15 protein-coding genes and 2 pseudogenes are annotated in these 16,529 nt (G+C 62.7%); 4 read left to right on the top strand and 13 right to left on the bottom strand.

The window, feature by feature from the left end; translation table 11 throughout:
* The first annotated feature begins 55 nt into the window (after positions 1–55).
* Positions 56–1,561, top strand: coding sequence for an NAD-dependent succinate-semialdehyde dehydrogenase (locus M1D89_RS00650; RefSeq protein WP_498643816.1), 1,506 nt, complete (start codon positions 56–58; stop codon positions 1,559–1,561).
* 70 nt (positions 1,562–1,631) lie between these two features.
* Here M1D89_RS00650 and M1D89_RS00645 read toward each other — a convergent pair whose 3' ends face one another.
* Positions 1,632–2,003, bottom strand: a complete 372-nt coding sequence (locus M1D89_RS00645; RefSeq protein WP_498643814.1) for a hypothetical protein — start codon at positions 2,001–2,003, stop codon at positions 1,632–1,634.
* 280 nt (positions 2,004–2,283) lie between these two features.
* Here M1D89_RS00645 and M1D89_RS00640 point away from each other — a divergent pair, with 280 nt between their 5' ends.
* Both M1D89_RS00640 and M1D89_RS00635 read left to right on the top strand, forming a co-directional pair.
* Positions 2,284–2,445, top strand: a complete 162-nt coding sequence (locus tag M1D89_RS00640) for a hypothetical protein (RefSeq protein ID WP_498643812.1) — start codon at positions 2,284–2,286, stop codon at positions 2,443–2,445.
* A 56-nt stretch (positions 2,446–2,501) separates the two neighbouring features.
* On the top strand, positions 2,502–3,071 hold the full coding sequence (locus M1D89_RS00635; protein WP_498643810.1) for a PaaX family transcriptional regulator C-terminal domain-containing protein: 570 nt from the start codon (positions 2,502–2,504) through the stop codon (positions 3,069–3,071).
* 222 nt (positions 3,072–3,293) lie between these two features.
* On the opposite strand, the gene M1D89_RS00630 is transcribed toward M1D89_RS00635, so the two are convergent.
* From M1D89_RS00630 to M1D89_RS00615, 4 genes and pseudogenes are all read right to left on the bottom strand, one after another.
* On the bottom strand, positions 3,294–3,905 hold the full coding sequence (locus M1D89_RS00630; RefSeq protein WP_498643807.1) for a cysteine hydrolase family protein: 612 nt from the start codon (positions 3,903–3,905) through the stop codon (positions 3,294–3,296).
* Positions 3,906–3,917: 12 nt separating this feature from the next.
* A complete protein-coding gene (locus M1D89_RS00625) occupies positions 3,918–5,030 on the bottom strand; it encodes an alcohol dehydrogenase catalytic domain-containing protein (RefSeq protein WP_498643805.1) in 1,113 nt (370 codons plus the stop codon).
* A 207-nt stretch (positions 5,031–5,237) separates the two neighbouring features.
* Positions 5,238–6,011, bottom strand: a complete 774-nt coding sequence (locus M1D89_RS00620) for an IclR family transcriptional regulator (protein ID WP_498643803.1) — start codon at positions 6,009–6,011, stop codon at positions 5,238–5,240.
* A gap of 95 nt (positions 6,012–6,106) precedes the next feature.
* Positions 6,107–6,253: pseudogene (locus M1D89_RS00615) on the bottom strand (aldehyde dehydrogenase family protein); the annotation flags it as partial.
* 183 nt (positions 6,254–6,436) lie between these two features.
* Between M1D89_RS00615 and M1D89_RS00610 the strand changes: the two are divergent.
* Positions 6,437–6,863: pseudogene (locus M1D89_RS00610) on the top strand (DDE-type integrase/transposase/recombinase); the annotation flags it as partial.
* Positions 6,864–7,213: 350 nt separating this feature from the next.
* Here the strand turns inward: M1D89_RS00610 and pntB are convergent.
* The 8 genes from pntB to M1D89_RS00570 all read right to left on the bottom strand — a co-directional run bounded on the left by pntB (position 7,214) and on the right by M1D89_RS00570 (position 16,529).
* A complete protein-coding gene (pntB, locus tag M1D89_RS00605; protein ID WP_498643801.1) occupies positions 7,214–8,689 on the bottom strand; it encodes a Re/Si-specific NAD(P)(+) transhydrogenase subunit beta in 1,476 nt (491 codons plus the stop codon).
* Positions 8,686–10,239 (bottom strand): Re/Si-specific NAD(P)(+) transhydrogenase subunit alpha, encoded by a 1,554-nt coding sequence (locus M1D89_RS00600; RefSeq protein ID WP_498643799.1) that lies wholly within the window; start codon positions 10,237–10,239, stop codon positions 8,686–8,688. The genes pntB and M1D89_RS00600 overlap by 4 nt, the downstream gene beginning before the upstream one ends.
* A 640-nt stretch (positions 10,240–10,879) precedes the next feature.
* Positions 10,880–11,170, bottom strand: a complete 291-nt coding sequence (locus M1D89_RS00595) for a hypothetical protein (protein WP_498643797.1) — start codon at positions 11,168–11,170, stop codon at positions 10,880–10,882.
* 153 nt (positions 11,171–11,323) lie between these two features.
* Positions 11,324–12,688 carry an MFS transporter gene (locus M1D89_RS00590; protein ID WP_498643796.1) on the bottom strand — a complete coding sequence of 455 codons (1,365 nt, stop codon included), beginning with the start codon at positions 12,686–12,688 and terminating at the stop codon, positions 11,324–11,326.
* A 25-nt stretch (positions 12,689–12,713) separates the two neighbouring features.
* Positions 12,714–13,763 carry a 4-hydroxy-2-oxovalerate aldolase gene (gene dmpG, locus M1D89_RS00585; RefSeq protein ID WP_498643795.1) on the bottom strand — a complete coding sequence of 350 codons (1,050 nt, stop codon included), beginning with the start codon at positions 13,761–13,763 and terminating at the stop codon, positions 12,714–12,716.
* Entirely contained in the window at positions 13,760–14,704 is a 945-nt protein-coding gene (locus tag M1D89_RS00580) for an acetaldehyde dehydrogenase (acetylating) (RefSeq protein ID WP_498643794.1), read from the bottom strand. Before M1D89_RS00580 ends, dmpG begins: the two co-directional genes overlap by 4 nt.
* On the bottom strand, positions 14,701–15,531 hold the full coding sequence (locus tag M1D89_RS00575; protein ID WP_498643793.1) for a 2-keto-4-pentenoate hydratase: 831 nt from the start codon (positions 15,529–15,531) through the stop codon (positions 14,701–14,703). The genes M1D89_RS00580 and M1D89_RS00575 overlap by 4 nt, the downstream gene beginning before the upstream one ends.
* Positions 15,532–15,581: 50 nt before the next feature.
* Positions 15,582–16,529 (bottom strand): 3-carboxyethylcatechol 2,3-dioxygenase, encoded by a 948-nt coding sequence (locus M1D89_RS00570; protein ID WP_498643792.1) that lies wholly within the window; start codon positions 16,527–16,529, stop codon positions 15,582–15,584.

Genomic DNA, 16,529 nt, shown 5'->3' with positions numbered 1-16,529 from the left:
CGTCACCGCGTTAACTTCCTGCCCTTGAAATTGTTTCTTCAAAGGAGACCTTCGAATGACCACTTCCCCCGCAGTATCCCCTGCCAACTTGTCCGAGCGCGAGGCCTCCCTGCTCGCTTCCGTCCCTACCGGCCTATTGATTGATGGTGAGTGGCGGAAGGCGTCCGACGGCGGCACCTTTGAGGTTCACGATCCCGCCACCGGGGAGGTGCTCGCCACCCTCGCCTCGGCGACCAGTGAAGATGCGGTTGCCGCCCTGGACGCAGCTGATGCCGCACAGGCCTCGTGGGCGCGGACCGCACCCCGGACCCGTGCTGAGATCCTGCGCCGCGCCTTCGACCTGGTCACCGAACGCGCCGAAGACTTCGCCCTGCTAATGACCCTGGAAATGGGCAAACCCCTCGCCGAAGCCCGCGGCGAAGTCACCTACGGCGCCGAATTCCTGCGCTGGTTCTCCGAAGAAACCGTCCGCGACTACGGCCGCTACGTCACGACCCCCGAAGGTAAAAACAAGATCCTGGTTCAGCACAAACCCGTCGGACCCTGCCTGCTGATCACCCCCTGGAACTTCCCCCTCGCCATGGCCACCCGCAAAGTAGCCCCCGCCGTGGCCGCCGGCTGCACCATGGTCCTCAAACCCGCCAAACTCACTCCCCTCACCGCGCAGTACTTCGCCCAGACCATGCTCGACGCCGGCCTGCCCGCCGGGGTCCTCAACGTCGTCTCCTCATCCTCCGCATCCGGGATCTCCGGACCGCTGCTGAAGGACTCCCGCCTCCGGAAGGTCTCCTTCACCGGCTCAACCCCCGTCGGCAAACGCCTCATGGCCGACGCAGCCCAGAACGTCCTGCGCACCTCGATGGAACTCGGCGGCAACGCGCCGTTCATCGTGTTCGAGGACGCGGACCTGGACGCCGCCGTCGAAGGTGCCATGGCCGCAAAGATGCGGAACATGGGCGAAGCCTGCACCGCGGCCAACCGGTTCCTCGTCCACGAATCCGTCGCACAGGAATTTACGGCCAAGTTCGCCACCGCCATGGGCGCCCTGACCACCGGCCGCGGCACCGACCCCGCCACCCAGGTCGGCCCGCTCATCGACGCCGGCGCCCGCGACGACGTCCACGCCCTGGTCAGAGCCGCCGTCGACGCCGGAGCAGTAGCCGTCTCCGGCGGCGCACCCGTGGACGGACCCGGCTACTTCTACCAGCCCACCGTCCTCGCCGGCGTTCCCAACGACGCAGCAATCCTGGGCCAGGAAATCTTCGGACCCGTAGCACCCGTCACCACTTTCAGCACAGAGGAGGACGCCATCAGACTCGCCAACGCATCTGAATACGGCCTCGCTTCCTACCTCTACAGCCGAGACTTCGTTAAGCTGCTGCGGGTGGCCGAACAGATCGAATTCGGCATGGTCGGCTTCAACGCCGGCGTGATCTCCAACGCCGCAGCACCCTTCGGCGGCGTCAAGCAGTCAGGCTTGGGACGCGAAGGCGGATCAGAAGGCATCGCCGAATACACCACCACCCAATACATCGGCATCGCCGACCCCAACGCCGGGTAACCGCTCACAACAAGAGCGACTGCTGGCCCCTTGAAAGGGGCCGGCAGTCGCTTTCTCTTGAGACGACCCATCAGTGGCCGGCGGCAATCAGGGGATCGATCAGCTCGTCGGCAAAGCGACGAAGCTCGGGCTCAAGAACGGCCATGCGGCTCTTGGCGAAAACCGGAGTGACGGGCCGCCGGTAGGTCTCATGTTCCGGCGGATCAAAGTGAAGCGGAGGTCGTTTGCCTTGGTTTCGGGTGGCCGGCGGGACGACATTTTTTTCCGCGGTGCTGAAGCTTTGATGCTCCGTTTGCACGCGGATGATGTCTTCGTATTTGAAGAGCGCCCAAAAGCCGCCGAACGACTCACTGTGTGCCACGGGGCACTTGGCGTGCATCTCCTCGTAGTACACGTGCGAATTGTCAAATGTCTCCTCGTAATGAGAGTTGAACTCGTTCACGGCTTCCTGTTAAGCCACCGATGCCTCCTAGTTGCCGGGCCTTTCCAGGCCCCTTCAGCGGAGCTTCTCCGCTTTCCGCACAACTAAGCTCCGCACGACGCGTAACGATCGTCAAGAAAGTTGACGAGCAACTGGGTGGGCAATGGTCCCGTCTATGCGAAAGACTTAGCTATGAGCAATCTCAAACCCGTCCACGGCTCCCAGCAGTTCCTGCTGACGCTCCTTGGTACCCATTTCCTTGGAGTTGAGGACGATATCCCCTCGACGTTCTTCGTTTGATGTGCTGGGCGACTTTGGCCTCAGCGAAACGGCGGCCCGAAACGCCCTGAGCCGCGTAGCACGTCACGGCTTCCTCGAACCTTCCCGGCGAGGCCGGGCCACCTACTACACGCTGCCTGAGCCAGCCCGCCGCCGTCAGCAACGCCGCCTTAACAGATCGTAGATTTTGGCCGGGAGTACCGGGACTGGGACGGGCATTGGACCGTCATCACATTTTCGGTGAGTGAGGAGCAGCGCCACCTTCGCCACCAGGTCAGGCAATTGCTTCGGCAGTTCGGATTCGGTTTGCTCTACGACGGGGTCTGGGTCCGGCCGTGGGCACTGGACGATGAGTCCCGGCAGGCATTGATGAACGCGGGTATCAACCGTATGACGGTTTTCAGCGGCGCCCCCCACGTCGATTTCGGCGCCGAAGGCAACCCCGCAGGCGCCTTCGGACTGGAGGAACTCAGGCCGCGCCTGGAATCCTTTATCAAGCGTGCGGCAGACATAGTCGATGCCATTGAAGACGATGCCGTTTCGCCGACCATGGCATTGAGACTACGGATAGAGACTCTGCGGGACTGGCGGGAGATTGGCGAAGCCCATCCGGACCTCCCGTTGGCGCTGTTGCCTTCCGGCTGGCCCTTACCGGAAGCGCGCGCCCTGTTTGAAAGGACGTATGACGGGCTTGCAGAACCCGCGGAGGCCCGAATGCGCCATCACATGATGCAGAGCACCGCCGATCTGGTTCCCGCTATCGGATCCCTGAGTACTAGCGAAGTAGCGCAGCTGGAACCCGCCAGCTGACTAAGGACCCCGGCATTAGGCGGTGGCCGCTTCCGCTCGAACGACGCGCCCTTGAACGGACCGACGACCGGACCGCTGTTGCAGCGAGCTGCCGCCATTGTCCCCTGGCCCAAGGTCTGGCCGAAATAGTCATATAGATCAACCGGCGCGGGTCACCCGGGAGTAAGGCCGAGCAGGGCGACCCGCGCCCATTACGTCGACAACCTCATGCTGAGGTGCCGTTCAGACCACGTCGCCGGGCAGAGCGGCAGTGAACTCTTCAAGGGTTATGACCTGGGAGAACAGTCCCATCGATGCGAGGGACGCCTGATGGGAGGCATTATCCGCCGCTGAGGTGGCATCGGCGAGGACGTAGGTGCTGTATCCCAAATCCGCGGACTGACGGACAGCCCCTTCCACGGAAGCATTAGTTGCCACGCCACACACGACAACATTGTCTATGCCTCGGGACGACAGGATTTCCTGCAGCCGTGAACGGCTGAATGGACCTGGCAATTGGTGGGTGACCACTTCATCGGCATCGTGAACGTCCACCTCAGGGACGAGCGCACTGCCTTCGCTTCGCTCCTTGAGGCAACCCGCCTTAGCGACCATCTGTAGAAGCGGAAGCGCGCGGTTTAAGTCCGAGTAGTTGTCCATGAACGCTATCCGAAGCGGCACAACCAGGCCGCCGGCATCACGCAAAGACCGCATGGCCTTCCGGCATTGGGCGAGTACATCACGGGCCTGGACTTCAGGGTTGAACATCTGCCCAAAGGCAGTTCCTGGCGACACGATGTCGTGTTGCAAGTGGACCACCAAAAGGGCCGTCGTTGCAGGGTTTAGGGTGACCATGAAACTCCCTGCCTAGTTGTTCGGTTTGATGATGATGGAGGTGAAGCCGCCGGCGCGATCGGTGGCAGCGTCAATGGCTTGGTTGGCCTCCTCGAGGCTATAGTGCCAGGCCTCGAAATGGCTGAGGTCAAGGGTTCCGGCGGCGGCCATCCGCGCCATTTCCTCTCCTTCGGCCACGCTGAACCACAGCGAAGTCAGCAGGCTGATCTGCAGCGTCATCAGCCTGTACATCGGAATAGGCAGGTCCTCCGGCATCGCTCCTATGCTCACCATCCTGCCGCCCCGGCGCAGTGCCCATATCCCCGCCATGCTCACATCCGCCGTCGCTTTGTCGCCGAGGGCGTCAAGGTAGACGTCTGCGCCCAGCCCGTCGGTGTTCTGCCGGACCCAGTCGCCCACGTCGCCGTCGCCGTACGCCATCACCTTGATGCGATCCGGAGCGATCTGGCGAATTCGTTCGAGCAGTGCCCTGTTGCGAGCGACGCCGAAAATCTGCGTCGCCCCCATCGCCAGGGCCAGCAGCACAGCGCTTAGGCCGAGCGTGCCGGTAACACCTTGGATGAGGAGATTAGTGCCGGCCCGGACGTCGCCCTTGCGCAAACCCGAGTATGCAGTGCCCAGGTATCCGAAGCGGGACGCATGGTCCAGCGGGACGTTGTCCGGTATCCGGATAATTCCCGACGCTGGCCCTTTGACGTATTGGCACATCCCGCCGTGGGGGTAATCCTTGTGGATCTCCTTCGACTCGGGGCCGAAGCCGAAATAACCCTGGAAAGTGTATGCAGTGTCGCTCAGGGGGTCACCCGTACGGGAGGCCCACGAGTCCACCGAATGCCGGCCGGGGTTGAGGTAGACACGGTCGCCCACTTTCAGGTTGCGTACGCGGACCCCGACCTGGCTGATAGTGCCTGCTGTGTCCATGCCGAAGATAGCGGGCAGCTCGGGCAACGGAAGGAACGATTTGAGAGACGGGTAGGTAGTGATGACATTGCGCAGATTCTGAACCAGATTCGCCGACTCAACCTTAATGATGACGTCGTAGTCGTCTGGAACCGGAATCGGTACTTCATCCACTTCAAACTTGCCGCCTACCTGGTGCAGCCGTGCTGCTCGCATTGTGGTCATGGTGCTTCTCTTCATTCCTAGGGTTGATGGTCACGGCAGTGTGACGCTCGTCCCATAGTGAGCGAAAGAGTCAGAAGCCGCCAGCAGACGTTCCAATCACCGGTACGTTACAGGAGATCTTCTCGTTGCCTGAGTCGCCGTTTTCGGAACGCTGTAACCGGTCGCTATCGGAGTCCCAAAGAAATCGAGAGCTGCTATCTCCAGATTTCAGTCTTCGGTTAGCGCACTGTTGCGGGGAAGCTGGCGGCCAAGGGCCAACGCTGCTGTTCGGACAGCAGGCCCCACCCGGTCGACGTCCAGAAGCCCTACAAATCCGGATACCGAAAGGGATGCGACCAGCGCTCCGCCGGAGTCCAGGACCGGACTGGCGACGCACGAGCTGCCAGGCGCTGATTCGTTATTCTCGTGGGCTAGCCCGATGGCTGCTACTTCAACGAGCTCCTTCTGCAGCGCTTCTTCATCGGTGATGGTTCCCGGGGCGACTTTTTGCATACCCGTAGCAAGAATCTCGCCCAAAACAGCCGCGGGGGCAAAGGCAAGCATTGCTTTGCCGACGGCCGTCGCGTGCGCCGGCATGCGGCCGCCAACGCGGGAGGGCAGCGGAGGTGCCCCCCTTCCCCGCAAGATTTCTATGTAAACCACCTCTGTCCCGTCTAGGACGGCAAGGTGAACGGTCTGTCCTGTCGCATTGCGCAGGTCGACCATAATCCCCATAGCGCGCCGGCGGAGCTCCTTGGGTGTCACTACCATCTGACCCAATTCGAACAAGGTGATGCCGAGACGATATGAGGAGCCCTGCCGCTCCAGAAACTGCAGTCGCAGCAGCTCGGATGTCAGACGGGCAACCGTGGACTTCGCCAGCCCCGTTCTACGGGTTATTTCGGAAACCCCCAAGGAGCGGTCCTCGCTTCTAAAGGCACCAAGAACTTGGGCGGCACGCTCCAGCACAGACGACGAAGTGTTCCATTCAGCGGTACGCATGGCTCCAGTATGGAAGAAAAGGACATCACAAACAAGATCTTTACAAGCGGTCTGCGCAGGAGCTGCAAGGGAAGTGGCCCACTGGCAGAATTCATTTATCCGACGTAGGGGTCGGCGATGCCGATGTGCTGGGTGTAGAGGTATTCCTCGATGCCTTCGAGGCCGCCTTCGCGGACCAGGCCGGACTGCTTGACGCCGCCGAAGGGTGCTGCGGCGTTGGAGATGACGCCGGCTCGGGCTCCATTCGGATCACCATGCCCCCAAGTCTGGCCCATTGGACGACCGCTCCCGTGTTGACGCGGAACCGTCTCACCGTTTCCTGCGCAGAAGCACCCTGCAGGAGCATCGAATACGCGATGCCACGATCTTTCCACGACATCGTTACGACGCCCTCGATGAAAGGTGTTGCGCTGTCTCCTTGAAACCGCCACATCTACTCCGGAAGAATCGTCGGGTACTCGATGGACTCCCGGATGAAGTCCTCACTAGCCGTCACCACACTGGAGAATGCGATGCGGGCACGCCGCCTGGCAGCAACCGCGGTCCACTCGGATCGCGGGTCCCAGTTCCGGTCACGCCGATTCGTCGAATCACTCCGTCACCACGGGCTCATCGGCTCGATAGGCAGGGCCGGTGCGTGCCCGGGCAACGCAGCGATGGAATCGTTCTTCTCGCTGCTGCAGAAGAACGTCCTGGACTGTCAACGGTGGGATCACCAGACAGGACCTCCGACTGGCCATCACAACCTGGATCGAAAGAACCTACCACCGCCGGCGACGGCAGAGACGGCTGGGAAAACTCACGCCAATCGAATATGAAACAATCAACCGGACCGCGCTCAAAGCGGCCTAAGACCCTTAGTCAACAAAAGCCGGGGCAGTCCCCTCCAACAGCTCGTGTCTGTAGTGGAGTAAGAATTCGTGCCTGTAGTGAAGACCAATCCAGGGGGATGCAGTCAGTTCGTCGATGTTCAGGGCCTGACGGGGTACCGGTGGTTCTTCCGCGCAGGGAGTCCGATCCGGCACATAGCGTCGGAAAGTCTTCAGCAGAGGGTACTTGGGAGGAACCCGGCGAGGGCATGGTCTCGTCTCTTTTCACTTCTGTCGTCTGCCTCGGTACACGGATTTGGTTGTGTAAACCCGACTAGCGCCGCCCGGGTGTTGTTATATCGACCAGCAGAAAGGCTACGCTGGCGCCATCGGTTAGAACGCGCGGAGGATGTCTTCGACGCGTTGTTTGGCGTCACCGAAGAGCATCTGGGAGTTCTCGCGGAAGAACAGCGGGTTCTGGACGCCGGCGTAGCCGGCGGCCATGGAGCGTTTGAACACAATGACGTTCTCGGCTTCCCAGACTTTGAGGACGGGCATCCCGGCGATGGGGCTGCCGGGATCTTCGGCGGCAGCGGGGTTGACGGTGTCGTTGGCTCCAATGACCAGGACCACGGAGGTGTCGCCGAGGTCGTCGTTGATCTCGTCCATTTCCATAACGATGTCGTACGGGACTTTGGCTTCGGCAAGGAGCACGTTCATGTGCCCGGGCAGGCGCCCGGCGACGGGGTGGATGCCGAACCTGACGTTCACGCCCTTCTCGCGGAGCTGGTGGGCCAGTTCGGCCACGGGGTACTGGGCCTGGGCTACGGCCATGCCGTAGCCGGGAGTGATGACGACGGACGAGGCGTTCGTCAGCATCTCAGCCGTTGCCTCGGCGGTGATCTCGCGGTGCTCGCCCTGGTCCGCGTCGCCCTTGCTGGCGGGGGCGGCGATGCCGAACCCGCCGGCGATCACGGAGATAAAGGACCGGTTCATGGCCTTGCACATGATGTAGGACAGGTACGCACCCGAGGAGCCGACCAGGGCACCGGTGATGATGAGCAGGTCATTGTTCAGCAGGAAGCCTGCGGCGGCGGCGGCCCAGCCGGAGTAGCTGTTGAGCATGGACACGACCACGGGCATGTCGCCGCCGCCGATAGAGGCCACCAGGTGCCAGCCCAGCCCGAGGGCGAGGACGGTGACGACGATCAGGAGCCAGAGCTGGGAGTCGTTGACATACCAGACGGTCAGGGCGATGAAGGCGGCGAGGGCACCGAGGTTGATGACGTTCTTGCCCGGCAGCATCAGGGGTGAGGACTTCATCCGGGCGGAGAGTTTCAGGAACGCCACGATCGAGCCGGTGAAGGTCACTGCGCCGATGAAGACGCCGATGAATACCTCGGCGTGGTGGATCGCTGTCAGGTCCGGGGACAGGTCCGGGGCTTCGAGGTGCCCGTTCCAGCCGACCAGGACGGCGGCGAGGCCCACGAAGCTGTGCAGCAGTGCGATCAGTTCGGGCATGCCGGTCATTTCGACCACGCGGGCGCGCCAGAGCCCGACGGCTCCGCCGACGATCACCGCGGCGACGAGCAGGCCCAGCCCGGTGAGGGCGTGACCGGTGCCCCAGGCGTCCTGCAGGGTCAGCCAGATCGTCGCGGCCAGCGCGATGATCATCCCGGTGATGCCGTAGATGACCCCGGCGCGGGCTTTCTCGTGTTTGCTCAGCCCGGCGAGGGACAGGATAAACAGCAGGGCAGCGACGACGTAGGCCGCCCCCGCGATGGAGTCGGCGGTCAACGGACCGGAGACGGTATCAGACACGGTAAGGCTCCTCGATAGAATTCCTGCTGCTTTAGTGGCCGCGCTCATGAACGTGCCTTCCCGGCCGAGAACATGGCGAGCATGCGCCGGGTGACGGCGAAGCCGCCGAAAATGTTAATGCTGGCCAGCAGGACCGCGACGGCGGCGAGGACCTGCATCACGATGTTCTCGGAGGTGACCTGCAGCAGAGCCCCGACGACGATGATCCCCGAGATCGCGTTCGTGACGGACATCAGCGGGGTGTGCAGGGCGTGATGGACCTTCCCGATGACATAGAAGCCGACCACGATGGAGAGCATCAGCACCGTGAAGTGCTGCGGCAGCGGCGCGGGGGCGACCGCGTTGATCCCGAACAGCACCGCGATGCCCGCGGCGAAGAGCCCGGCCCTGCCGGCCGGGCTGAGGCCTACCTTCTTCTTCGGGGCGGTGCTTTCGGCGGCCGGGACCTGGGTCGTGGCTGCGGGTGCGGCTGAGACCTGGACCGGTGGCGGGGGCCAGGTCTTCTCCCCTTCCCGGACCACCGTCACGGAGCGCTGCACCACGTCATCGAAATCGATCCGCAGCTGACCGTCTTTGTCCGGGGTCAGGAGCTTGAGCAGGTTCACCAAGTTTGTCCCGTACAGCTGGGAGGCCTGAGCCGGGAGCCGGGCCGGAAGATCCGTGTACCCCAGGATCACCACACCGTTATCCGTAACTATCCGTTCTCCGGCGACGGAGCCTTCGACGTTCCCGCCCTGGCCGGCGGCCATGTCCACGATCACGCTGCCGGACTTCATGCCGGCCACGTCTTCGGCGGTGAGCAGCTTCGGCGCGGGACGTCCAGGGATCAGGGCCGTGGTGATGATGATGTCCACATCGGCTGCCTGCTCCGAATAAATCTCAGCAGCCCGGGCGTTATACGCCTCAGAGGTGGCCTTCGCGTACCCGTCGGAGGACTTCATCTCCTCCTCCACCTCAACCTTGAGGTAGGTACCGCCAATGGACTTCACCTGGTCGGCCACCTCAGGGCGCGGGTCTGTCGCCCGGACAATTGCGCCCAGGCTGGACGCGGCCCCGATCGCCGCCAGACCGGCGACGCCGGCGCCGGCGACCAGGACCTTGGCAGGCGGGACCTTGCCCGCAGCGGTCACCTGGCCGGTGAAGAAGCGGCCGAACTCGTGGGCCGCCTCGATCACGGCACGGTATCCTGCGATGTTCGCCATCGAACTGAGCACATCCATCGACTGCGCCCGGGAGATCCGCGGCACCGCATCCAAAGCCAAAGCTGTAATGGGGCGTGCCGCCAACGCCTCCACCAGCTCCGGCCGCAGACCAGGGGCCAGCATCCCGATCAGCGTCCCACCCTCGGCCAGCCGGCCGATCTCCTCCCCAGTAGGCGGGTTGATCCGAAGCACCACCTCACTGCCCCACGCCTCATCGGCGCCGACGATCAGTGCACCGGCTTCGGCGTACATGTCGTCTCTGAAGGAGGCGGACTCGCCCGCACCCTTTTCGACCACAACTTCGTAGCCCAACCCCAACAACTGCTTGACGGTGGTGGGCGTCGCCGCCACCCGCCTCTCGTGACCCAATTCGGCCACAACGCCAATACGTGCCACGTATAACTCTCTTTCATCCAGCCGAGGCAAGCAGAAATTACTGCCCAGGCGCGGTATCGATTTATTTCTCTTTCAGGGATCGTCAGAAAGGCTTGACGCGTCACTGCCCCTCCCCCGGGTGTTGTGGGAATGCCATTGGGCCGAAGCCGGACCGTGGAGCCTCTCGGATACAAGAGCCGTCATACGTCCAGCATCCTGACACCTGGATTGCAAAGGCAGACTGGAACGACGGTTTCAACCGCTGCCGCAGCTGCGCGTCGTGGGTGACTTGTGCAAGTCCGGAACGATTGAGTGACCACGGGGGTCATGGCGTAGAGGCCGATGATGAACGCAAGCCCGTCATGTGACGCTCGTTTCGGCGGCCGTTAGGCAGCCCCCCCCGGGCTCCGCCTGCCACCAGCCTTCCCAGGCGGCGGCGGTGATTTGTCCGGATGGAAAACCTCTTTCCGGTACTGCGTCGGCTGATTGGCCATAGTCGACCGCACTCTCGACCGGAGCACGTGCTGGATCATGATTATGGCTGTCTGCAGCACTACCTCTTAGGGCGGCCTGGCGGAAGCCGCAGGTGCCACTTTGCTCCGAAGCCGTTGTGCAGAATGGGAGGACAGCGAGGGTTTTTGCCACCGCTGTCCGCGGAGGATTATTGCAGTGCTTGGACGATCGCAAGTTTGTAGCCCTCTCGTTTGTCAATCATGGTTCTGCTGTCGAACCCATCTGCCGCTATCCAGATGATGTCTCCGGATGCGGTGACGTCGTCGACGAGCCCTGTTCGGATGACCCGTCCCTCCCATCGGACCTCCACCACCGCGCCGACCAGCAGATGCCAGTCCTGGACAAAACTTGTCCGCTTCGCAGGTGTTGTCTCCTGCCAAGCAAGAGTCGGAATTTCATCTGGTCCAAAAACGCGGTCGGGGAAATCTGCGCGTGTCATTCGCGTGACCTTTCAGGCGTGACCGGGGACAGGGTGACCTGTGATCGAAACCGGAATAGGGGAACTTCGTTACCCTGGAGGAGGCCGCCTGGGCCTTGTGGCAGCAGGGGCGGCCGTAATGCGTCGGCAGCCCCTGCTGTTCAAAAGGTCTGGTTAGGCTTCGGCAGGGGTGTTTGCTGCGCTTCGTTGAGTTTCAGCCAGTTCTTCCCCGTTTTGGCGGGCTGCTTCCTTGCGCCCCCAGCCACCGGGCAGGAGTGCAACAGAGATGATGGAGATGGCAGAGACGACGAGCAGGTAGATGACGATGGAGTCGCTGGATTTGGTTGCAGCGAACAGTGCTGTGGCAATCGTCGGGGCGAACGCGGAGCCGGCGATCTGCGAAATTGTGTAGCCAACTGAGGCGCCCGTGTAGCGGACTTCCCGGGAGAAGACCATGGAGAAGAGGGAGCCGGTCACGCCCGCTGCCGGTGCCATGGCGATGCCGAAGACCATTACCACCGCCAGGACGAAGTTGGCTGCCACACCAGTGTTGATGAGCATGAAGGCGGGGCCGATGGATACACCCATGGCTACGGCACCAGCGAGGTACATGGTCTTACGGCCGTACCTGTCCGAGAGTGATCCGAAGATCGGGTAGAGGACGACGGCGACGATGCCCGCGACGAACACGCCCATCAGGACCGTAGTGCGGTCAATCCCGGCCACGGCGGTGCCGTAGCTGACCAGGTAGGCCATGGTGATGTATGCAAAAACGCCCTGGCTGAGGTAGGTGCCGGCGACGAGGAAAATTTCCTTGGGGTGCCGACGGAAGGCTTCCTTGATAGGGAGCTTCACCAGCTCCTTCTTCTCGCGGGCAGCGGCGAAGGCGGGGCTTTCAGCGATGGTAAGGCGGATGACCAGGCCCACAACAACCAGGACTGCGCTGACCAGGAACGGCAGCCGCCAGCCCCAGGCGAGGAACTGGTCGCCGGGCAGCTGGGTGGCGCCGAGGAAGGAGACAGTGGCGAGGGCTACGCCGGCAGGGGCGCCCATCTGGGGAAACGCCCCATAAAAGCCCTTCTTGCCCTTGGGAGCGTGTTCGACGGCCATGAGTGTCGCGCCTCCCCATTCACCACCGACACAGAACCCCTGGAAGAGGCGCAGGACGGTCAGCAGAAGGGGTGCGACGATGCCAATCTGTGCATAGCCGGGCAACAGGCCCATCAGGAACGTTGCGGCGCCCATGCCCACCAGGGAGATGATGAGCATCTTCTTCCGCCCGACCCGGTCACCGAAGTGGCCGAAGACGATACCTCCAAGGGGACGGGCGAGGAACCCCACGCCGAAGGTAGCAAAGGACAGCAGCGTGCCCATCAGCGGGCCGGCTTCAGGGAAGAACAGCTTGGGGAAGACCAGGGCTGCTGCTGTCCCATAAATGAAGAAGTCGTAGTACTCGACGGTGGTGCCGATGAAGCTTGCCATCGCAACCTTCATGGGGCCGGTGCGGCCCTCTGCGTTCGGGGCTGTCTTCGTTGACATGTCTGATTCCTTGGAGGAGGTGGAGCTAGCGGACGGGAAGGGGTTGTTGATGTTTCGCAGCGGCGTGCTGGAGGTCGAGGGCGACGTCGGTGATCATGTCTTCCTGGCCGCCGACGAGTTGGCGCTTGCCGACTTCGACGAGGATGTCGCGGGTGTCCAGGCCATAGCGGGCGGAGGCGCGTTCGGCGTGGCGGAGGAAGCTGGAGTAGACACCGGCGTAGCCCAGGGTGAGGGTTTCGCGGTCGACCTGGACGGGACGGTCGTGCAGTGGCCGGACGAGGTCTTCTGCGGCGTCCTGAAGTGCGAAGAGGTCAGCGCCGTGCTCCCAACCGTGCAGGGTGGCGACAGCGACGAACGGTTCCACGGGGGTGTTGCCCGCGCCTGCGCCGTGGCCGGCAAGGGAGGCGTCAACACGGTAGGCACCTTCTTCGACGGCGACGACGGAGTTGGCGACCGCGAGGGACAGGTTCTGGTGGGCGTGGATGCCGATTTCGGTTTCCGGGTTCAGGACGTCGCGGTAGGCGCGGACGCGCTGCCGGACACCTTCCATGGTCAAGCCTCCTCCGGAGTCGGTGACGTAGACGCAGTGAGCACCGTAGGACTCCATGAGCTTGGCCTGCTGGGCCAGCTTTTCGGGCTCAGACATGTGCGACATCATGAGGAACCCGGAAACATCCATTCCCAGTTCGCGGGCGTAGGAAATGTGCTGGGCTGAGACGTCCGCTTCGGTGCAGTGGGTGGCGACGCGTACGGACCGGACGCCCAGGTCATAGGCCTGGCGCAGCTCGTGCAGGGTACCGATACCGGGCAACAGCAAAGTGGTGAGCCGTGCCTTCTTGACCACTGAAGCAGCGGCTTCGATCCATTCCCAGTCGGTGTTGCTTCCAGCACCATAGGTGAGGCTGCTGCCTGCAAGGCCGTCACCGTGGGCGACCTCGATGGCGTCGACGCCCGCGGCGTCCAGGGCTCCGGCGATCTTGGCTACGTTCTCGGTGCTGAGGCGGTGGCGCACGGCGTGCATGCCGTCGCGCAGGGTGACGTCCTGGATGAAGACGCGGGTGGGTGTCTGGCTCATGATGCTACTTCCTGTTTTGTAGAGACCAGCTGCTCGGCGACGCGAAGCGCGGCAGAGGTCATGATGTCCAGGTTTCCGGCGTACTCCGGGAGGTAGTGCGCGGCGCCTTCGACTTCGAGGAAGACGCTGACGCGCGTGTATTCCCCGGCTCCGCGGCCTTCCGGGATGAGGCCGCTGACTTCGGCGCCTTCGTCCTGGAACTGCACGGCCTGCTTCAGCCGGTAGCCGGGGACATAGCCGGCCACCTCATTGACCCGCTCCTGCACGGCAGCGGTGACTTTGTCCTGTTCGGCCTCGGTGAGCCGGTCAACCAGGCACAGGACTGTATCGCGCATGATCATCGGCGGTTCGGCCGGGTTCAGGACGATGATGGCCTTGCCACTGGCGGCCCCGCCGACCTGGACGATCGCGTCCGAGGTCGTTTCAGTGAATTCATCGATGTTGGCCCGGGTTCCCGGTCCTGCAGATTTTGATGAAATGGAAGCGACGATCTCGCCGTAGTGCACAGGTGCGGCACTGGCAATGGCCGCGATAACGGGGATGGTTGCCTGCCCGCCGCAGGTGACCATGTTGACGTTGCCCGCGTCCAGGTGCTGCTCAAGATTCACCGATGGCACAACGTAGGGGCCAATGGCGGCAGGGGTAAGGTCGACGAGTTTTTTCCCATAGGGAGCTAGGGCCTCTGCGTTATGCCGGTGGGCTCCGGCGGACGTTGCGTCGAAGACGACTTCGATGTCCTGGAATTCCGGCATTGCGATGAGGCCTTCAACGCCTTCGGCGGTGGTGGCAATGCCGAGCCGTGCTGCCCTGGCAAGGCCGTCGGAGGAGGGATCGATACCGACCATGACGCCCATGTCGAGCTTGTCGCTGAGCCTCATGATCTTGAACATGAGGTCGGTGCCGATGTTTCCTGAACCGATGATGGCTGCTTTTGCGCTCATGAGAGCTCCTTAGATGCTGTAGCGGTGACGGTGCCCAGGCCGCTGATGCGGGCTTCGACGACGTCGCCGGCTTTGAGGGGGGCCATGGGGCCGAGTGCGCCGGAAAGTACCACTTCGCCGGCGCGGAGGGGACGGCCCAGTGCCGCGGCTGTTTCCGCGACCCACAGCAGGGCGTTGATGGGATCGCCGAGGCAGTCGGCACCGGTTCCCTGGGATACCTGTTGGCCGTTGATGGTCATGACCATTTCCGCCCCTGCAGGTACGTAATCGTTCAGTGTTGCTTTGCTGCTGCCCAGGACGAAGTAGGCGCTGGATGCGTTATCTGCGACCGTGTCCACGATCCCGATATCCCAGTTCGCGATGCGGCTGTCCACGATTTCCAGGGATGGAACGACGAAATCCACAGCGGAAAGAACTGCACCACGCTCGGTGTCTTCGACGTCGCGGCCCATCACGAAGGCAATCTCCGCCTCGATACGGGGCGCGATCAGCTGCGAGTACGGGATTTCTTCGTCTTCGCCGCGCTGCATCTCCGAGAGCAGCACCCCAAAGTCGGGTTGGTCCACGCCCAGCTGACGCTGCACCGCGGGCGCAGTCAGCCCAACCTTCCGGCCAACCCGCCGGTTACGAGTACTGACCCGGCTCTGAATCAGGAGCTCCTGCACTTCATACGCGGCGTCAAGGTCTCCGCCGAGCACATCCCGGACGGGCTCACAGGGGCGTGCGGTGTTCACTGCCCCTAACAGGGTGTTGGCCACGGTCCTCAGGTTCGGTGAATTGACCGATACCGCTGCGCCCTCATTGGCGCCGCTGGTTTGATTTGTCATTACATCACTCTCAATCGTGCAGCTTTTGCTCCGGGACCCGGCGCGCTTGGCTAGTTGTGGTCGAGGGTGGCGGTTGTAACACCGAACCCTGCAATGTACTCGCGGATGGGGCGGTAATAGCTGTACTGCACCGTGTACGGGCCGACGGCTCCCAAAGCTGCATAAGCTGCGATCCAGGTACGGACCTCGTGAGAGGAGTTACCCGCGATTTCGGTCATCTCCTCTGGTGTCCAGGCATCGATGGGCGAAAGGTCCCCGGAGGCGAGAATCTTCATCAGCTGCTGATCCCACTCAGGGGCGAGGTCCTTAATGTTCGCTTCACCTCGAGCGAACGCGTCCGCCGTGTCATAAACCCTCTGCTGCCGGGCTGCCCGCGCCTCGGGCGTCTGCTGACCATCCGCTCCAATCAACATCCGGCGCTGGGCTTCGGTGGCGGTGGCCAACCTGGGCACCGGCGGATCGTGGGAAAGCCCACCGGAAGCAATGAGCAGCACTTTCTGGTCAAGGGTCTTCAGATACTGACCAATGGCCTCACCCAGCAACCGGACACGCTGGAGGGGCGTGAAGGGCGGCGCTACAGAGTTGATAAAGACCGGGATGAACGGCTTGGCAGTAATGTCGCCGTACATGATCTCCATGGGCTGGACTGCCCCGTGGTCGACCTCCATCTTCAGGGAGATGGCAATATCAATGCCTTGACCGATGACGAACTCGGCGAGGTCTTCGGCGATGTCCTTCGGGACGTTGAGCGGGCCGGCCTGGCTTCCGTAGTCACCGATGCTGACGGCGTCATAGCCGACACAAAACGCCGGCATCAGCTGATAAAAGAAGCCGTTGTAGTGGTCAGGTCCGAGATTGATGACCAGGTCGGGGTCGTAGTCATGGACGAAGCTGCGGGCAGCGTCGAATGCGGCCTCAACTTCGGCCTTCACTTCGGGCCCCGGATCCCCGTGTTCAAGGAGAGGGCTGTGGGACATGGCAAGCAGAGCAACGGTCAT

Source organism: Arthrobacter sp. D3-18 (assembly GCF_054408525.1).
This window is presented reverse-complemented; position numbering and strand designations above follow the sequence as displayed.